Here is a 17058-nt window from a genome sequence, read left to right as displayed (position 1 = left end):
GCGTAGGTCACCGTCGCGTCCGACCACTCCCGGAGGGCGGCGACGAAGTCGCGCGCTTGGTGCACCGGCGCCAGGGTGTCGTTGCGCCCATGGATCACGAAGAAGTCGGGCGTGTGCTCGTCGACGTGGGCCAGTGGCGAGGCCTGGACGAAGTCGTCGAGGTCGGTCCGTGGGTCCTTGTGGAACACCCTCGGGCCGAGGAAGCGGTCCCTCATGTCGATGGCAGCCTGGGTCTCGGTCAGGCCGGCGAGGTCGTAGACGCCGTAGAAGGGGACGCACGCGGAAATCGACGTGTCCGCGTCCTCGAAGCCGGGCTGGTAGTCCCGCAGGCCTGGAGTGAGCGCAGCCAGAGCGGCCAGGTGACCGCCTGCCGATCCACCGGTGATGGCGACGTACGACGGGTCGCCGCCGTACTGCTCGATGTTCTCGTGGACCCAGGCGATCGCTCGCTTCACGTCGACGATCTGGGTAGGGAAGGAGTGCTTGGGGGCGAGCCGGTAGTTGGAGGAGACGCAGATCCAGCCCTGCTGCGCCATTCGGTTCATCAGCAGCAGCCCCTGCTGCTCCTTGGCGCCGATCGTCCAGCCGCCGCCGTGGATCTGGATCAGCACCGGCGCACCGCTCAGGTCGGCGTCGCTGTACTGGTTGGATTTGGGCCGGTAGATGTCCAGCCGGGCGCGCCGTCCGCCCTCGGTGTACGAGACGTTGCGGAGCACCTCCACGTCGTGCTGACGAAAGCGGAACGGCCGGGTAACCGATCCCCGCGGCAGGCGCAGGTCGACCGGTCCGGGGAGGTCCAGGTCGGTCAGGTAGTTCTCGCCGATGCTCTTGCGGAGCGCGTCGTCGAGCTCGGTGCCCACACGCCGCGCGCCGGCAATCGAATACGCCAGGAGCCCGGCCGCCGCGGCTGCCGCGACCAGTCCCGTGGCCGACGGGGCAGAGGTGCGCCGACGCACGGTCAGCTCGGCCGCGGTGTCGAGGATGGTGGCACCCAGCAGATGGGGAGCCAGCTCGCTGACCGGCCAGCCGAGTGCGAACGCAGGGATCCCGGCCCAGCGACCCGGCAGCGGCCGGACCGCGTTCAGGGCCAGCGCGGCAAGCGCGACCTGGCGATGGGCGAACCCCGCGGACATGTGTGCTCCTCACTGCGCCGGATCTCTGGGTAGAACAGGTTCTAGGCAACGTTAGGATACGGGCCATGGATCGACTCAGCGGGCTCGACGCCAGCTTCCTGTACCTGGAGAGCGGCGCCCAGCTGATGCACGTCTGCGGGCTCATCATGGTCGATCCCGAGACCATCCCCGGCGGTTACGACTTCGACGACTTCAAGCAGGAGCTGTCCAGGCGCGTCTCGGACATCGCGATGTTCAACCGCAAGCTCAAGCTGGTCCCCGGACGGATCGACTTCCCCGTGTGGGTGATCGACGAGGAGTTCGACATCGACCGGCACCTACACCGGTTCTCCGTGCCGGCGCCCGGAGGCGAGCGTGAGTTGTCCGAGGTCGCCGGGCACCTCGCCGGCATCCCGCTGGACCGGTCACGGCCGCTCTGGGACATGTACGTGATCGAGGGCATGGCCAACGGTCAGATCGCGGTGTTCTCGAAGATGCACCACGCATCCGTCGACGGGGTCTCGGGGTCGAGCATCATGTCCTACCTGTGCAGCCTGGAGCCCGACGCACCGCCGCTCGAGACCGAGACCGCGCCGGGTGCGGCCGCACATCCGCGCGTGCCCTCCGACCTCGAGCTGGTCGGCCGCGGAGTGGTGGCGACCGCGGCCAAGCCGTGGCAGCTGGCCAAGCTGGTGCCACCGACGGTGCGAACCCTTGTGGAGAGTGCCATCCGGGCGCGTCAGGGTACGGCGATGGCCGCGCCGTTGACCGCCCCACGCACCTCGTTCAACGGCACCGTCACCGGTCACCGGTCGATCGCGTTCACCGATATCTCGTTGGATGCCATCAAGGAGATCAAGAACGCGATCCCCGGAGCGACCGTCAACGATGTGGTGCTGGCGCTCAGTGGGGGCGCGCTCCGCCGCTACCTCCAGGATCGCGGCGAGCTGCCGGCCACCTCGCTGCTCGCCAGCGTTCCCGTGTCGGTGCGCGAGGAGTCCACGACCGGCGGTCGCAACAAGGTGTCGTCGATCTTCTGCCGGCTCGGCACCGACATCGAGGACCCTCGCAAGCGGATCACCGCGATGTCCGAGGCGAACGCGAACGCCAAGGACCATCACCAGGCCGTCCCGGCAGACACATTGCAGGAGTGGGCGGAGTTCGCGGCCCCGCGGACGTTCGGCCTGGCGGTCCGCATGGTGTCCGACCTCCGGCTCGCCGAGAGGGGGCCGGTGATCCACAACCTGGTCATCTCGAACGTCCCCGGACCGCCGCTGCCGTTGTACTTCCTGGGCGCCAGGATCGACGCGCTCTACCCGCTCGGCCCGGTCTTCCACGGTGCCGGGCTGAACATCACCGTGATGAGCAACAACGGGGAGATGCACATCGGCGCCATCGCGTGCAGCGAGCTCATGCCGCGCGTGTGGGACCTGGTCGACCAGTTCCCGGCTGAGCTCGAGGCGATGCGAGCCGCCGTGCTGGACGACGCCTGAGACTGGCTACTCCACCGTCTCCGGGTGACCCTCGAGGCGCCGGTAGCGCGCCAGCATCGCCCCGGCTGGAAACGACCTGGGCGGCTCGGCGAGCTCGAACCGCATGGCTGCCGTGCCGTCGGGGAAGAGCTTCTTGCCGGTCCCGATCACCACAGGACACACCCACATGTTCACCTGGTCGACCAGGCCTTCGCGGAACAGGGTCTGCAGCAGGTTCCCGCTGCCCCACATGTGGATCTGCTCATGCCGCTCTCGCAAGTCTCCGACCTCGGCGCCCGCGTCGGTGATCTGGGTGGTGGATTCCCAGGACAGCTCCGGCGTGCCGCGGGACGCGACGTACTTGGGCACGCGGTTGAAGGCCTGCCCGATCTCGTCGGACTGATTCGGCCAGTAGGAGCGGAAGATGTCGTATGTCGTGCGACCCAGCAGCAGCGCGTCGGATTCCTGCACGTCCGCGACGAACTGTGCGCCGGACTCCTCATCCCCGTACGGACGCTCCCAGCCGGCGTACTCGAAGCCCGCGTCCTGCTCGTTGGGGCCGCCGTTGGCCTGGATCACGCCGTCGAGCGTGACGTTCATGTTGACGTGGATCTCACCCATTGCGTCAGTTTAGGTACGCGCCCGGTCGTGGTCTCGCATCCGCGCCATGGTGACGTGGGTCGCCTCGAGGAGGGCCGGCACGAAGGCTTTGTGCTCGAGGACGCAGCCCGCGTGCCCGCACGCGGCTTCGTGCACCGTGGCGCCCGGGATCCGCGCGGCCAGGTCGCGCTGGCGATCTGGTGGCAGCACCAGGTCGCGAGTGGTGACGACGACGGCGGTCGGCACGTCGATGTTCGACAGCCACGGGGTGGAGTGGTGACGGCCGAGGGACGCCACCGCCTGGCCGACCGCCCACGGGCTGCTCGAGCGCCACTGGTTCATCGCCCAGCGAGCCGTGTCGGACGTGTCGGCGTCGAGCGCCTCGACGGCGGACGCGCTGGCACGGGTGACCACCTTCGATCTCGACAGCGTCGCGGTCAGGCCCATCCCCACCTCCATGCCCGCGTGAAAGACGCGTTCGCGTCCGTTGGTGCGGAAGTGGTCGGTGCTGGCGGCGAGGAGGAGCCCGCCGACTGTGTCGGGATGCTGTCGCCACACTCGCTGCGCGATCACGGATCCCATGGAATAGCCGGCGATGAGGGGGCGGTCGAGGCCCAGCTCGTCGACCACGGCGGCCACGTCGTCGGCGCAGTCCGAGACCAGGAACCGTTCGGACGTGATGCCGCGTCCGTGCCACCGCTGGTCGAAGGTGATCACCCGGTAGCGCTCCGCCAAGGGCGGGATCGAGGGGAACCAGGTCAGCAGGCCTGTGCAGCTGATGGCGTGCAGGAGGATGATCGTGGGCGCGTCCGGGGTCGGCCCGGGAACATCGGTGAGCCAGGTGCGGCCGCGGCGGGGGAGCTCCAGCCAGCGTCCGTCCGGCAGATCCACGGGCGGGAGGTCGGGCAGATGGCCTCGGAGGGCCCGGAGGGACAGCTGAACCGGATCCGGCATGAGTCTCTCCTCTCCGGGCGGTATCCACGAGACTAGAACACGTTATAGTTTCCGTGGGTAAGCACGCCACTCGAAAGGAGACTGTGTGGACTCGGTGCTCGACGAAGTGCGCTCCGTCGTCGGCGACGTGCTCGATCGCGGCGACGGGTCCTGGCGCGCCCTTCAGGAGGCCGGGCTGCTCTCGCTGGCCGCCCCGAAGGAGCACGGAGGCGAGGACCTGGGCCTGGTCGAGGTCGCCGTGCTGCTGCACGAGGTGGGCCGCCGCGCGGTGGAGCTTCCGGTGTGGGAGACGCTGGCCTGCGGTCTGCTGCCGCTCGTCCGGTCGGGTTCCGAAGACCTGCAGACCGAACTGATCCCGAGGATCGTGTCCGGCGACCTGCTGTTGTCGCCGGCGCTCCGCGGACTCGCGACATTTGGTGGTGAGAGCGTCACCGGGACCAAGATCGGCGTACCCGTGCTCGACGGCACGACGCTGCTGCTGGTCTCGGCAGATGACGTCATTTCAGTGGTCGATCCTGAGGGCGCGGGCGTGAGTCGTACCGACACCGGAACCTCCCGTGGCGCGACCGAGGCCACGTACACCTTCGACTCCGCACCTGTACTCGGGACGCTCGACGCCGACGTGGTGCGCAGCCACGCCATCGCTGGCCTGGCCGCCCTCGGTGCGGGGGTGGTCGAAGGCGCCCGCGACCTGACCGCCGGTTACATCCGCGACCGGCGCCAGTTTGGTCGCGCGCTCGCGGAGTTCCAGGCCGTCGCCCAGCAGATCGCGGACGTGTACATCGCGTCTCGGACGTTCACGCTGACGGCCGACGAGGTCGCCCGCCGGCTCGACGCCGGCGATCCGGCTTCCGACGACCTGGCGGTCGCTGCGTACTGGTTCGCCGATCGGGCATCCGGTGTGATGCAGACCTGCCAGCACCTCCATGGCGGCATGGGCGTCGACGAGACCTACCCGATGGCCCGCTACTTCGCGCGGGTCCGCGACATCGTCCGTCACCTCGGTGGGCCGACCACCCTGGCCGACGTGCCGATCACGGAGACCGCGGGCAAGAACGCCGAGCTGACCGCGGAGCAACGCGCCTTCAAGCAGGAGGCCCGTGCCTATCTCACCGGTCTGGCCAGTGACGCCGATCGCGACGAGATGCGAACCGACCGGCACGGGCCGGCGTACCACCGGATCATCAAGCAGCTGGGCGCGGACGGGTGGATGGGCGTCGGCTGGCCCCAGGAGTACGGCGGTCAGGGGCGCGGCGGCATCGAGCAGCAGGCGTTCGTCAACGAGGCAGCACGGGCGGACGTCCATCTTCCGTCGGTGACCCTGCAGACCGTCGGGCCGACCCTGCAGGCCTACGGCACCGAGAAGCAGAAGGAGATGTTCCTCGCCGACATCGTGGCGGGAGAGGTGCACTTCGCGATCGGCTACAGCGAACCCGACGCCGGCACCGACCTGGCGTCGATGCGCACCACCGCCCGCCGGGACGGCGACCACTACGTCGTGAACGGCCAGAAGATGTGGACGACTGGCGGTCACGCTGCTGACTACGTCTGGCTGGCCGTGCGTACGGACCCCGATGCGCCTCCGCACCAAGGCATCTCGATCCTCATCGTCGACACGCGTGACCCGGGCTACTCGTCGACGCCCATCGTCACCAGCGACGGCTCCCACCACACGAACGCGACGTACTACAACGACGTGCGGGTGCCGGTCGACATGCTCGTCGGGGAGGAGAACCGCGGCTGGCAGCTGATCACGACGCAGCTCAACCACGAGCGGGTCATGCTCGGTCCCGCCGGCAGGATCGAGGGGCTCCGCGACCTGGTGCTCGACTGGGGTCAGGACCGCGTCGGCCCGGACGGCACCCCGGTGCTGCAGGTCCCGTGGGTCCGCGACACTCTGGCGCGGGCCACGGCGTCGTTCCGGGTGAATGAGCTGCTCAACTGGGCGGTCGCCCAGGCATCGGCCTCCGACCGGGTGGTGGTGGCCGACGCGTCGACGTCCAAGGTGTTCGCCAGTGACGAGGTGCAGCGGCTGGGGCTGGCGCTCGCGGACGTGGTGACGGCGTACGGCGACCCTGCCGATCCCGCGACCGGTCGGCTGGCCGAGTCTCTCGACGCGACCGCCAAGCGGAACCTGGTGCTCTCCTTCGGCGGCGGGGTCAACGAGGTGCAGCGCGAGCTGATTGCCATGTTCGGACTCGACCTCCCCAGGGTGCCCCGATGAATGACGAGGACATCCAGAAGCGCGTCGAGGAGATCAAGGCGCGCGGTTATAGCCCGGCTCGCGAGGGCCGTGACCCCGTGAACGAGCCGATGATCCGGCACTGGGCCGAGGCGATCGGCGACGCCAACCCGCGGTGGCAGCCCGGACCCGACTGCGAAGCGCCGCCGGCGATGGCTCAGGTGTGGACGATGCCCGGACTCAACCCAGATCGCCCACCAGGTGAACCGCTCTGGGACACCATGGTGGTCCTCGACGAGGCTGGCTACACGTCGGTGCTCGGCACCAACTGTGACCAGACGTATGCCCGGACGCTGCGACCCGGTGAACTGGTCCGGATCAGCTCACGGCTCGAGGACGTCGTCGGCCCGAAGCACACTGCCGTCGGCGAGGGCTACTTCGTCACGACCCGCAACACCTGGACCGTCGGCCCCGAGGAGGCACCCGAGGAAGTCGCGTCGATGATGTTCCGGGTGCTCAAGTTCAAGCCCGGCACCGGACGTCCGACGGTCGATCGGTCGAAGACGGTACGGCCTCTCGTCAATCGTGACTCGGCCTACTTCTGGGAGGGCACGGCGAAGGGCGAGCTGCGGATCCAGAAGTGCAACAAGTGCGGCATGCTCCGGCACCCGCCCGGGCCGGTGTGCCCGTCGTGCCACGCGATGGACCGCGGCTACGTCACGGCGTCCGGCCGCGGCCGGGTGCACTCGTTCCTCGTCCATCACGCGCCCATCGTGCCGGGCAAGCAGCTGCCCCTCACGCTGGCGCTGGTCGAGCTCGACGAGGGCGTCCGGTTGGTCGGCGAGGTCGACGGCGACGTCGCGATCGGCGAGGAGGTCGAGGTCTGGTTCGACCGCATCGACGACGACCTCACCCTGGCGCAGTGGCGACGGCCCGGCGATGAGCCGAAGGCTGCGGCCGAGTCCGAGGAGTCGTCCGACATCCCGGTCTGGGAGCTGCCGATCGCGCCGACCCTCGTGGTGTCGACGGCGCTGGGCACCCGCGACTTCCAGGACGTCCACCACGACCGTGACCTGGCGATGGGGCACGGCAGCAAGGACATCTTCCTGAACATCCTCAGCACCACCGGGCTGGTGCACCGCTACGTCACGGATTGGGCCGGGCCGCAGACGCAGGTGCTGTCATGCGCCTTGTGCCTCGGCGCGCCGGCGCATCCGTACGACACCCTCCGCTTCACCGGAGACGTGGTGTCCGCGAGCGACGGGGTGACCACGATCGACGTCACCGGCCGTGTCTCGCTCGGCACCCATGTGAACGCCCGCCTCGAGGTGAGGCTGCCGTGAGCGGATTCAGCGGCGCGGCGTCGATCGCCGGGATCGGCGCGACCGAGTTCTCGAAGGACTCGGGGCGCTCGGAGCTTCAGCTGTCGGCCGAGGCGACGCTCGCGGCGCTCGCTGACGCCGGGCTCGAGGCCGCCGACGTCGACGGCCTCGTCACGTTCACCATGGACTCGACCGCCGAGATCGCGCTGGCCCGCGAACTGGCCATCGGCGAGCTGCGCTTCTTCAGCCGGATCAGCTACGGCGGGGGCGCGGCGTGCGCGACGGTGCAGCAGGCTGCGATGGCGGTCGCCACCGGGATGGCCGACGTCGTCGTGGCCTATCGGGGCTTCAACGAGCGGTCCGGCCAGCGTTTCGGCCAGGTGCAGAGCGCGGCGACCGCGCAGGTGAACACCAACGGGCTGGACAATGCCTGGACCCATCCGCACGGCCTGTCCACGCCGGCGGCCACGGTGGCCATGCAGGCCCGTCGCTACATGCACGAGTACGGCGCCACGTCTGCGGACTTCGGCCGGGTCGCGGTGGCGGACCGCCGGCACGCGGCCACGAACCCGGCGGCCTTCTTCTACGAGCGCCCGATCACCCTCGAGGACCACCAGAGCTCCCGGATGATCGCCGACCCGCTGCGCCTACTGGACTGCTGCCAGGAGAGCGACGGGGCGGTCGCGATCGTCGTCACGTCCACCGAGCGGGCGCGAGACCACCGGGCCGGCGCGGTGCCCATCGTGGCCGCGGCCCAGGGCAGCGCCGCCGACCAGTTCGTGATGACGTCGTACTACCGCGACGACATCGGCATCCCCGAGATGGGGGTCGTCGGTCGTGACCTGTGGCGGCAGTCCGGCCTGGCACCGGCCGACATCGAGACGGCGGTCCTCTACGACCACTTCACACCGTACGTCCTCATGCAGCTGGAGGAGCTCGGCTTCTGCGGCCGCGGTGAGGCGAAGGACTTCATCGCCGACGGGGTGATCGAGATCGACGGCCGGCTACCGGTCAACACCCACGGCGGCCAGGTCGGCGAGGCCTACATCCACGGGATGAACGGCATCGCCGAGGCGGTCCGTCAGCTGCGCGGGACTTCAGTGAACCAAGTGGCGGGCGCCCAGCACGTCCTGGTCACGGCGGGCACGGGCGTACCCACCTCCGGGCTCATCCTCGGTGGGTGATCGCCTTGTTCCTCCGCGACAAGATGAAGATGTGTCGTCGGTGCGAACGATCCGTGGCGTCGTGGTGGCCGCCGTGTCATTCGGTGCGCTGGTGTCCTGCGCCGAGCAGGTCGTCAGGCCGGAGAAGAGCAACGCGCCGACCATCACCAGATCACCGTCGACCGAGCCGACGTCGACGGCTACGCCTGCGGGGCCGGCGACCAGTGACGGTCGGCCTCGCAACGCCCGCCTGACGATCCCGGCGATCGGTGTCGACGACCTGCGGGTTGTCGCCTACCGAGGGTTCACCGACGACAGGCGTGGAACCGTGATCCAGAATCGGGGTCGTGCCGCCAGTCCGCACGGACCGGACGGGGGAGTCGGCCCCGGAGGGATCGGCAACTATCAGGTGACGGCGCACCGGCTGTCCTCCACCCAGGCGTTCCTCAAGCTGCCGCGTCTACGGCGCGGCGACCGCGTCGTGGTCGAGACCGGCGACGTCCGCTATGTCTATGAGGTGACCAAGACACGGAAGACGTCTTTCCGCTCACCAGCCTCGCTCGCGAGGCAGCGTGCCGAGGTTCCCGGGAAGCCACGAGCCGTCGCGGATCGCGCCTACATCACGCTCTCGACGTGCCTCACTCGCGAGGACCATGCCGCCGGCAACTTCTGGTCCGACAAGTTCGGCAATCCAGAGCACCGCGTCGACAAGATCGGACAGCTCGTCGCCACCAAGCCGCGATGACCTGCGTCGCCCTGGGCTAGCGCAGCTGAGCCAGCACGCAGAGCCAGCCGGTCTCCTCGTCGTGGACGGACCGTTCCGTCCACTCCGACTTGAGCCCAGCTTGCGCCAATGCGGCGATGAACTCCGCCTCGGACCGGAGCGCCCGGTAGTAGCGATTGCCGGACTCGCCGACCTCCCAACCTGCGCCTTCGCCGAGCGGGATGGAGACGAGGAATCGGCCGCCAGGTCGCAAGGCACCGGCAACTTTCGTCAGCACCGCAGGCAGATCGTCCTGCTCCACGTGCTGGAGAACGTGGAGCGTCACGACGGCATCGTAGGGACCGCCGACGTCGTCGTTGATCGCGTCCAGCCGGTCGACGACCTTGCCGCGGGCGCGCTGGAACTCGATGAATGCCTGTGTGATGTCGGTGCGGCGGACCGTCAGCCCAGCCTCCTCGAGGGCATCGGCATCCCACCCGGGGCCGGAGCCGATCTCCAAGACATGACCGGCTGGGACCGTCTCGGCCAGACGTGTGAGCCCGCCGGACAGGACACCGGCTCCAGCGGTCTCGCGGGCATAGTCGTCGGCAATCTGTTCGTACGACGCGACGGTGCGCGCGTTCGGCGAACCGCCGGGGTGAGGGATCGGTTGGCGTTTCATGACGCCGAGCCTAGGTCTGGGTCAAGCCCTCGTCACCAGCTGGTCGGCGGGGGAAGTTCGATCGGACCGGGGGTTCCCGCTCGGGAGTGAACCGGATCGGGAACCGGATCGCACCGGTGTTGCCTGACACAGGTAGCCACTCGCCAGGGCCGTCGGGGACCGCGTCCGGCATCCGCATCGCCAGGAGAGGCAGTGCGATCGACATGTCGATGCGTGCGACGAAGTGGCCGAGGCAGTGATGCACTCCGCCGCCGAATCCCATGTGCATCGGTCGCGGCGACGTGATGTCGAAACCGGTGTCGGGCATGGCCCGAGGGTCGGTGCCGGTGGAGTGGGAGAGCAGCTGCACGATCGAGCCTGCCGGGATGTGCAGTCCGTTGATCTCGACGTCCTCCAGAGCCTCGCGGGTGATCCACGTGACTGTGGGGTTGATTCGCATGATCTCCTCGACCGCGTTGCGACCCAGCTCCGGACGCGCCGCGAGGAGTTGCCACTGCTCGGGGTGCCGGAAGAAGGTCTGCAACGCGAGGGTGAGCTGGTTGCGGGTCGTCTCCATGCCGGCGAAGACCAGGAAGACGAGCGCGACGCCGAGCTCCTCGGCGGACAGCTTCTCCTCCTGCTGAGCAGCGACCAGCTGGCTGACCAAGTCACCGGTGGGTCGCGCGGCCCGGTCTGCGATGACCTGGTCGACGTACCCGTAGAGCCCATCGAGGGCGGCCTCGATGCGTGGCAGGTCGGCATGCAGGTTCACCCCGAACGACTTGCCGAGGTCGTCGGCCCAGTGCGCGACCTGCGGCCACTCGCTGTCGGGCAGGCCGAGCAGGCCGCAGATGATTCGCGAGGAGTAGGGCTCGGCGAACTCTGAGACGAACTCCACGTCGCCCCGGGGCGCGAATCCGTCGATGAGCTCGTTGGCGATCTGCTGAAACCGTGGAGCCATCGCGGCGATCGGATCCTTCTTGAAGGCCGGGAACAGCAGTCGTCGGATCCGCATGTGGTCTGCACCCTCGAGTGACAGCAGCGTGTTGCCCCACCAGCTCTGGAACGGCCCGTCATGGACGCCGTTCTGCTCCGGCCACTTCGCGTTTCCCTGTTGGAAGCGGCGGTCCTTGAGGATGGCGTTGGCCTCGGCATAACGGAGCACGGCGAAGCCGTAGCTGGTGTGCACGTACCAGTCGCGCTCGCGTGCTTCGTGCACGACCGGTGATGTCACGTCGAAGGAGGTGTCGGCGAGCTCGAAGAACGTCACGGTGTCGGGGCGACTGTCGGGGGCGGTGCTCATGCCTCATTCTCCGGCATGCGACCGGGCCTGACCGCCCCTGCACCGCAACATCTATCTCGGATCCGAGACAACCGCCCGGCAGTCGGACAGGGCTGGACGGGCGTCGTCGCCGACCGTTGCGCTGACCACTATGCCCTCGGGCTCGTCCCACGTGTTGACCGCGATGGTCTCGCCCGGAAACACCACTCCGGCGAACCTGGCGCTGAAGCTGCCGACGGCGGTGGCGTCCCCGTCGAGCAGGAGGTCGATGACCTCACGCAGCACGATGGCGTAGGTGCAGAGCCCGTGCAGGATCGGCGCCGCGAAGCCGGCCGCCTTGGCGAACTCCGGGTCAGCGTGCAGTGGGTTGCGGTCGCCGCAGAGCCGGTAGAGCAGCGCCTGCTGCGGTGTCACCGTGTATGTCGTGGAGGCATCCGGCGCCCGGTCCGGCACGGCGACCGTGGTGCTCTCGCCCCGCTCGCCACCCCAGCCGCCCTCACCCTTGACGAAGATCGAGGATCGGACGCGCCACAGCTCGCTGTCGTCCGGGCCGGTGGCCACGCCCTCCTGCCAGATCACCGCGGCCTTGCCCTTGTCCCAGACGTCGATGATGCGGGTCGTCAACCGGGCCGAACCTTCAGGTGGCAACGGACCGTTGACCCGGACCTCCTGGGATCCATGGACGACCTGGGCCAGGTTGAGGTCGCACCCGGGCAGGTTGAGGCTCGGCGGCTCGGTGGCGTGGAAAGTCGGCGCCACCACGGCGAAGCTCGGCAGCACCTGGAGGCCCCCACCGTCGAGCACAGGGGTCTCGAGCGTGTAGCTCAGGTCCTGTGCACCGACGGCGAGGTGGTAGAGCAGCACGTCGCTGCTCGTCCACGCGAACTCCTGCGTTCCGACCTCGGCACCGACGGCGAAGTCAGGATCGATCGGCATGGGCCCCTACCGATCGAGCAATGTCCTCTGCGGCCAGGTAGCCGAACGTGAGGGCCGGCCCGATGGTGGCGCCCGGACCGGCGTACGTATGTCCCATGACGGCAGAAGAACAGTTGCCCGCGGCGTACAGGCCCTCGATCACGGACCCGTCCGGACGAAGCGCCCGCGCATGCTCGTCGGTGACGATCCCGCCCTTGGTGCCGAGGTCGCCGGGAACGATCTTCACCGCGTAGAACGGCGCACGGGAGATGTTGTGCAGCGACGGGTTCGGCTTCACCCGCGGGTCCGCGTAGTAGCGGTCGTAGGCGCTCTCGCCCCGGTGGAAGTCCTCGTCGACGCCGGATGCGGCGAACCCGTTGAACCGATGGACGGTCTTCATCAGGGCGCCGGTCGGCACGCCGATCTTCGCGGCGAGATCGCCGAGCGTGTCGGCCCGATGCACCACGCCGTGCTTGTACCAGCGCACCGGGAACGGCTGCCGCGGGGAGAGGCCGGCGAAGAGGTACCGGTTGCGGTAGCGCTGGTCCATGATCATCCACGCGGGGACGTGTGGGACCCCGGTGGCCTCGCCCGCGTAGATCGCGTGGGTCGCCTCCACGTAGGGCAGCGCCTCGTTCATGAACCGCCGGCCCGCGGAGTTCACGATGATCGAACCGGGGAGGTTGCGCTCCGCGAGGCAGAACCACGGGCCGCGCGGGAGTGGGATCGTGGGGCCCCACCAGGCATCGTCCATCAGGTCGACGGCGGCGCCGACGGCTATACCGGCCTCGATGCCGGCGCCGGTGTTGCTGGCGGCCGCGGTGCTCCAGACGGCTTCGGTGGGGGTGGGAAGGTACTTCTCCCTCAGGGTGTCGTTCTTCTCAAAGCCGCCGGATCCGAGGATGACACCCCGGCGGGCGCGAATGACGATCTCGGCGCCGTCGCGCTCGGCGCGCACTCCCACCACCCGGCCGCCCTCAACGACGAGCCCGGTCAGGGGGGTCTCGTAGTGGACCGGGACATCGGCATCCATCAGGGCCTTGCGCAGGCTGATCGTCAGTGCGTTGCCCATCGCGTACATCCGTCGGCCGCGGAACGTGCTGACCATCCGGTTGAACAGCACCCGCAGCATGGTCAGCGTGCCTCGGAGAGTGCGCAGGGGGCCGAGGCTGATCTTGCGGAAGTCGGCTTGGGTGACGATCAGGTTCGCCGGCGCCTTGGTGTACGCCGGGTGCAGTCGCTCCAGCTCGGCGCCGATGATCCGGCCGTCCATCGGCACCGGTTCCACCGTGCGCCCACGCGGTCGGCCGCCGGGCCGCTCGGGCAGGTAGTCGGAGTACTCGGGGACCCACGCGAAGCGCACCGGTGTCTTGTCGAGCAGGAAGTCCATGACCTCCGGGCCGCGGTCGAGGAAGGTGTCCCGTCGCTCCTTCGGGACCACGTCACCGACGATGGCCTCGAGGTAGCGCCGTGCCTCCTCGGCGTCGTCCGCGTCGACTTGTCCAGCGTAGCGAAGAGCTCTGTTGCCGGGAATCCACACGCCGCCACCAGACCGAGCCGTCGACCCGCCGAAGTAGGCACTCTTCTCGATCAGGACGGTGTCGAGGCCGTGCTCCGCGGCGGCGAGTGCTGCGGTCATCCCGGCGCCGCCGGCGCCCACGACGAGGACGTCGCACGTCTCTTCCATCGATCCTCCGGGGGCTGACTATCGCAAAACTGTAACAGGTTCTACCATGCTCACATGCTCTCCGACGAGGTGCGAGAAAGCGTTGCCCGGACGCTGGCGACCGCCGAACGCGACCGGGCGCCGGTCCCGCCGCTCCGCGACACCTGGCCTGACCTCGACGTCGTCGACTCCTACACGATCCAGCTGCTGAACATCGCCGACCGCCTCCAGGAGGGGGCGACCGTGCGCGGTCACAAGGTGGGACTCTCCTCCAAGGCGATGCAGGACATGATGGGCGTCGACGAGCCGGATTACGGGCACCTGCTCTCCGACATGGAGGTCTTCTCAGACACCCCTGTCAGTGTGGGCCGCTACTGCATGCCGCGGGTGGAGATGGAGGTCGCCTTCGTTCTCGGCCGGACCCTTCCGGGCGAGGGCTGCACCGAGGACGACGTCCTTGCCTGCACCGACCACGTCACCGCGTCCATCGAGCTGATCGACTCACGGATCGACGACTGGAACATCAAGATCATGGACACCATCGCGGACAACGCGTCCAGCGCGGGCTTCGTCCTCAGCGCGGCCCGGGTCGACCCCGGCAGTGTCGATCTCACCGGCATCGAGGCCCGGTTGCTCTGCGGCGGCGAGGAGGTGGCGGCCGGGCGCTCGGATGCCGTCCTCGGCAATCCGGTCACCGCGGTCGCCTGGCTCGCGCGGAAGGTCGCGTCCTTCGGGGTGACGCTCGAGGCAGGTCACGTGATCCTGCCGGGCAGCGTTCACCGGGCCATCGACGCCCACGCAGGCGACGACTTCGAAGCAGTGTTCACCGACCTGGGCAGCGTGCGGCTGTCCTTCACCGAATAGGGGAGATGTGATGACCCGCAAGGCCACCGCGGCCATCGTCGGTCCCGGAAACATCGGCACCGACCTGTTGTACAAGCTGTTGCGCAGCGACGTGATCGAGCCGCGCTGGATGATCGGCGTCGATCCGACGTCCGACGGCCTCGAGCTGGCTCGTGAGCGCGGCGTCGAGGCCTCGCACGAGGGGGTCGACTGGCTGCTCAAGCAGGACGAGCTACCCGAGCTGATCTTCGAGGCGACCTCGGCGCACGTGCACCGCGAATACGCGCCCCGGTACGCCGAGGCCGGCATCAGGGCGATCGACCTGACCCCGGCCGCCGTCGGGCCGGCGGTCATCCCGCCGGTCAACGGCGAGGAACACCTGGCTGCCGACAACGTCAACATGATCACCTGCGGCGGGCAGGCCACCATCCCGATGGTGCACGCGGTCTCGCGCGTGACTCCGCTGCCGTATGCGGAGATTGTCGCCTCCGTCTCCAGTGCGTCCGCCGGGCCCGGCACCCGTGCCAACATCGACGAGTTCACCCGCACGACCGCCGCCGGCGTGGAGACGATCGGTGGCGCGGAGCGCGGCAAGGCGATCATCGTCCTCAACCCCGCGGACCCGCCGATGATCATGCGGGACACGATCTTCTGCGCCGTGGCTCCAGACGTCGACCGCGACGCCATCTCCGAGTCGGTGGTGCGGATGGCGCAGCAGGTCCAGGAGTACGTCCCGGGCTACCGGCTGCTCCAGGACGCGCAGTTCGACGACGCCTCCCCGGCGACGAACGGCCAGACGAAGGTGAGCATCTTCGTGGAAATCGAAGGCGCAGGCGACTACCTGCCGCCGTACGCCGGGAACCTCGACATCATGACCGCCGCTGCCGCCCAGGTCGGCGAGTCGATCGCGAAGGAGATCGTCCGATGACTGATGTGAACACCCTCACCCGCACCTGGTCGCAGACCGACCCGGAGAGCGACCTCGACCTCCGCCTGACCGACACCTGCCTGCGCGATGGCTCGCACCACAAGCGGCACCAGTTCGTCCCGGACGAGGTGCGCGGCATCGTGGGCGCCCTCGACGCCGCCGGCATCCCGGTGATCGAGGTGACCCACGGCGACGGCCTCGGCGGATCGTCGTTCAACTACGGCTTCTCCGCGACGCCCGAGCAGGACCTGATCAAGCTGGCCGCGGAGACGGCGACCCGCGCCCGCATCGCCTTCCTGATGCTCCCCGGCGTCGGCACGAAGGACGACATCCGCGCCGCTCAGGGCAACGGCGCGGAGATCTGCCGGATCGCCACGCACTGCACCGAGGCCGACACCTCCCAGCAGCACTTCGGGCTCGCCCGCGAGCTCGGGCTGGAGACCGTCGGCTTCCTGATGATGAGCCACACGCAGCCGCCCGAGGCGCTGGCCAAGCAGGCACGGATCATGGTCGACGCCGGCTGCCAGTGCGTGTACGTCGTCGACTCGGCCGGCGCGCTGATCATGGAGGCGGTAGCCGACCGGGTGTCCGCGATGGTCGCCGAGATCGGGGACGTTGCGACGGTGGGCTTCCACGGTCACGAGAACCTCGGTCTCGGGGTCGCGAACACAGTAATCGCCGCGCACGCCGGAGCCACCCAGATCGACGGATCGGTGCGCAGGTTCGGCGCCGGCGCCGGCAACACGCCCCTCGAGGCGTTCGTCGGTGTCGCCGACAAGTTCGGCTGGCACACCGGTGTGGACTTCATGGCGATCGTCGACGCGGCCGAGGACGTCGTGCTCCCCGCGATGCCGGAGGAGTGCCACCTCGGCCGGAATGCGCTGATGATCGGCTACGCCGGGGTCTACTCCTCGTTCCTCAGGCACGCGGACAACGCCGCCGCCCGCTACGACGTCTCCGCCGCGCAGATCCTGCTCGAGGCCGGGCAGCGAAAGCTGATCGGCGGCCAGGAGGACCAGCTGATCGACATCGCCCTCCAGCTGAAGGCGAAGAGCGCCTAGGTCCGTGAGCGAGTCAGGCTGAGGTCACCGATTGGCGCGACCATGTACACGGCAGTCGAGCCGTAGGCTGCTTTTGCCGCCTGTGTTTCCGGCTCGGACGGACGGAAGCCAAACTGGTGCCAGTAGGTGTCGGCGCCCTGGACGGCGATGAGATCGACGAACTCGAGCTGCTGCTCGGCGGCGACCTCCAGCAG

At 68.9% G+C, this 17058-nt stretch carries 16 protein-coding genes; 8 read left to right on the top strand and 8 right to left on the bottom strand.

Going from position 1 to position 17058, the window contains the following annotated elements; genetic code table 11:
- The coding region (locus ACRDPN_RS11580) for an alpha/beta hydrolase fold domain-containing protein (RefSeq protein ID WP_431447846.1) at positions 1–1133 on the bottom strand (1133 nt) is incomplete at its 3' end.
- A 65-nt stretch (positions 1134–1198) separates the two neighbouring features.
- On the opposite strand from ACRDPN_RS11580, the gene ACRDPN_RS11575 reads away from it, so the two are divergent.
- Complete coding sequence (locus tag ACRDPN_RS11575; RefSeq protein ID WP_431447843.1) at positions 1199–2605, top strand: WS/DGAT/MGAT family O-acyltransferase; 1407 nt, start codon at positions 1199–1201, stop codon at positions 2603–2605.
- Positions 2606–2611: 6 nt separating this feature from the next.
- On the opposite strand, the gene ACRDPN_RS11570 is transcribed toward ACRDPN_RS11575, so the two are convergent.
- Positions 2612–3205, bottom strand: a complete 594-nt coding sequence (locus ACRDPN_RS11570; RefSeq protein ID WP_431447840.1) for a dihydrofolate reductase family protein — start codon at positions 3203–3205, stop codon at positions 2612–2614.
- A gap of 9 nt (positions 3206–3214) precedes the next feature.
- Entirely contained in the window at positions 3215–4138 is a 924-nt protein-coding gene (locus tag ACRDPN_RS11565; protein WP_431447837.1) for an alpha/beta fold hydrolase, read from the bottom strand.
- 85 nt (positions 4139–4223) lie between these two features.
- Here ACRDPN_RS11565 and ACRDPN_RS11560 point away from each other — a divergent pair, with 85 nt between their 5' ends.
- Genes ACRDPN_RS11560 through ACRDPN_RS11545 form a run of 4 tightly spaced genes read left to right on the top strand, consistent with a single transcriptional unit; the run spans position 4224 to position 9550 of the window.
- Positions 4224–6362, top strand: coding sequence for an acyl-CoA dehydrogenase (locus ACRDPN_RS11560; RefSeq protein ID WP_431447834.1), 2139 nt, complete (start codon positions 4224–4226; stop codon positions 6360–6362).
- Positions 6359–7663 carry an OB-fold domain-containing protein gene (locus tag ACRDPN_RS11555; RefSeq protein ID WP_431447831.1) on the top strand — a complete coding sequence of 435 codons (1305 nt, stop codon included), beginning with the start codon at positions 6359–6361 and terminating at the stop codon, positions 7661–7663. The genes ACRDPN_RS11560 and ACRDPN_RS11555 overlap by 4 nt, the downstream gene beginning before the upstream one ends.
- Complete coding sequence (locus ACRDPN_RS11550; protein WP_431447828.1) at positions 7660–8826, top strand: lipid-transfer protein; 1167 nt, start codon at positions 7660–7662, stop codon at positions 8824–8826. The genes ACRDPN_RS11555 and ACRDPN_RS11550 overlap by 4 nt, the downstream gene beginning before the upstream one ends.
- A 31-nt stretch (positions 8827–8857) precedes the next feature.
- Positions 8858–9550 carry a sortase domain-containing protein gene (locus tag ACRDPN_RS11545; protein WP_431447825.1) on the top strand — a complete coding sequence of 231 codons (693 nt, stop codon included), beginning with the start codon at positions 8858–8860 and terminating at the stop codon, positions 9548–9550.
- A gap of 16 nt (positions 9551–9566) precedes the next feature.
- Here the strand turns inward: ACRDPN_RS11545 and ACRDPN_RS11540 are convergent, their stop codons facing one another.
- From ACRDPN_RS11540 to kstD, 4 genes are read right to left on the bottom strand one after another with little or no spacing between them, the layout of a single operon-like run.
- The gene (locus ACRDPN_RS11540; protein ID WP_431447822.1) at positions 9567–10190 is read right to left on the bottom strand and encodes a methyltransferase; all 624 of its coding nucleotides are present in this window, start codon (positions 10188–10190) and stop codon (positions 9567–9569) included.
- Between the two features lie 10 nt (positions 10191–10200).
- Positions 10201–11472, bottom strand: coding sequence for a cytochrome P450 (locus ACRDPN_RS11535; RefSeq protein ID WP_431447819.1), 1272 nt, complete (start codon positions 11470–11472; stop codon positions 10201–10203).
- Between the two features lie 51 nt (positions 11473–11523).
- Positions 11524–12387 (bottom strand): MaoC/PaaZ C-terminal domain-containing protein, encoded by an 864-nt coding sequence (locus ACRDPN_RS11530; RefSeq protein WP_431447816.1) that lies wholly within the window; start codon positions 12385–12387, stop codon positions 11524–11526.
- Complete coding sequence (gene kstD, locus ACRDPN_RS11525) at positions 12371–14053, bottom strand: 3-oxosteroid 1-dehydrogenase (protein WP_431447813.1); 1683 nt, start codon at positions 14051–14053, stop codon at positions 12371–12373. Before kstD ends, ACRDPN_RS11530 begins: the two co-directional genes overlap by 17 nt.
- A gap of 54 nt (positions 14054–14107) precedes the next feature.
- On the opposite strand from kstD, the gene ACRDPN_RS11520 reads away from it, so the two are divergent.
- The 3 genes from ACRDPN_RS11520 to dmpG are packed head-to-tail and all read left to right on the top strand — an operon-like array spanning position 14108 to position 16864.
- Positions 14108–14896: a 2-keto-4-pentenoate hydratase gene (locus ACRDPN_RS11520; RefSeq protein WP_431447810.1), complete on the top strand. Its 789-nt coding sequence runs from the start codon at positions 14108–14110 to the stop codon at positions 14894–14896.
- Positions 14897–14906: 10 nt separating this feature from the next.
- Positions 14907–15803, top strand: coding sequence for an acetaldehyde dehydrogenase (acetylating) (locus tag ACRDPN_RS11515; protein WP_431447807.1), 897 nt, complete (start codon positions 14907–14909; stop codon positions 15801–15803).
- Positions 15800–16864, top strand: a complete 1065-nt coding sequence (gene dmpG / locus ACRDPN_RS11510; RefSeq protein ID WP_431447804.1) for a 4-hydroxy-2-oxovalerate aldolase — start codon at positions 15800–15802, stop codon at positions 16862–16864. Before ACRDPN_RS11515 ends, dmpG begins: the two co-directional genes overlap by 4 nt.
- On the opposite strand, the gene ACRDPN_RS11505 is transcribed toward dmpG, so the two are convergent.
- Positions 16861–17058 (bottom strand): hypothetical protein (locus ACRDPN_RS11505; protein ID WP_431447801.1); only part of this gene is annotated, 198 nt, incomplete at its 5' end. The two genes, dmpG and ACRDPN_RS11505, sit on opposite strands and share 4 nt — an antisense overlap.

Source organism: Aeromicrobium sp. (assembly GCF_050700635.1).
Taxonomy (GTDB): Bacteria; Actinomycetota; Actinomycetes; order Propionibacteriales; family Nocardioidaceae; genus Aeromicrobium.
This window is presented reverse-complemented; position numbering and strand designations above follow the sequence as displayed.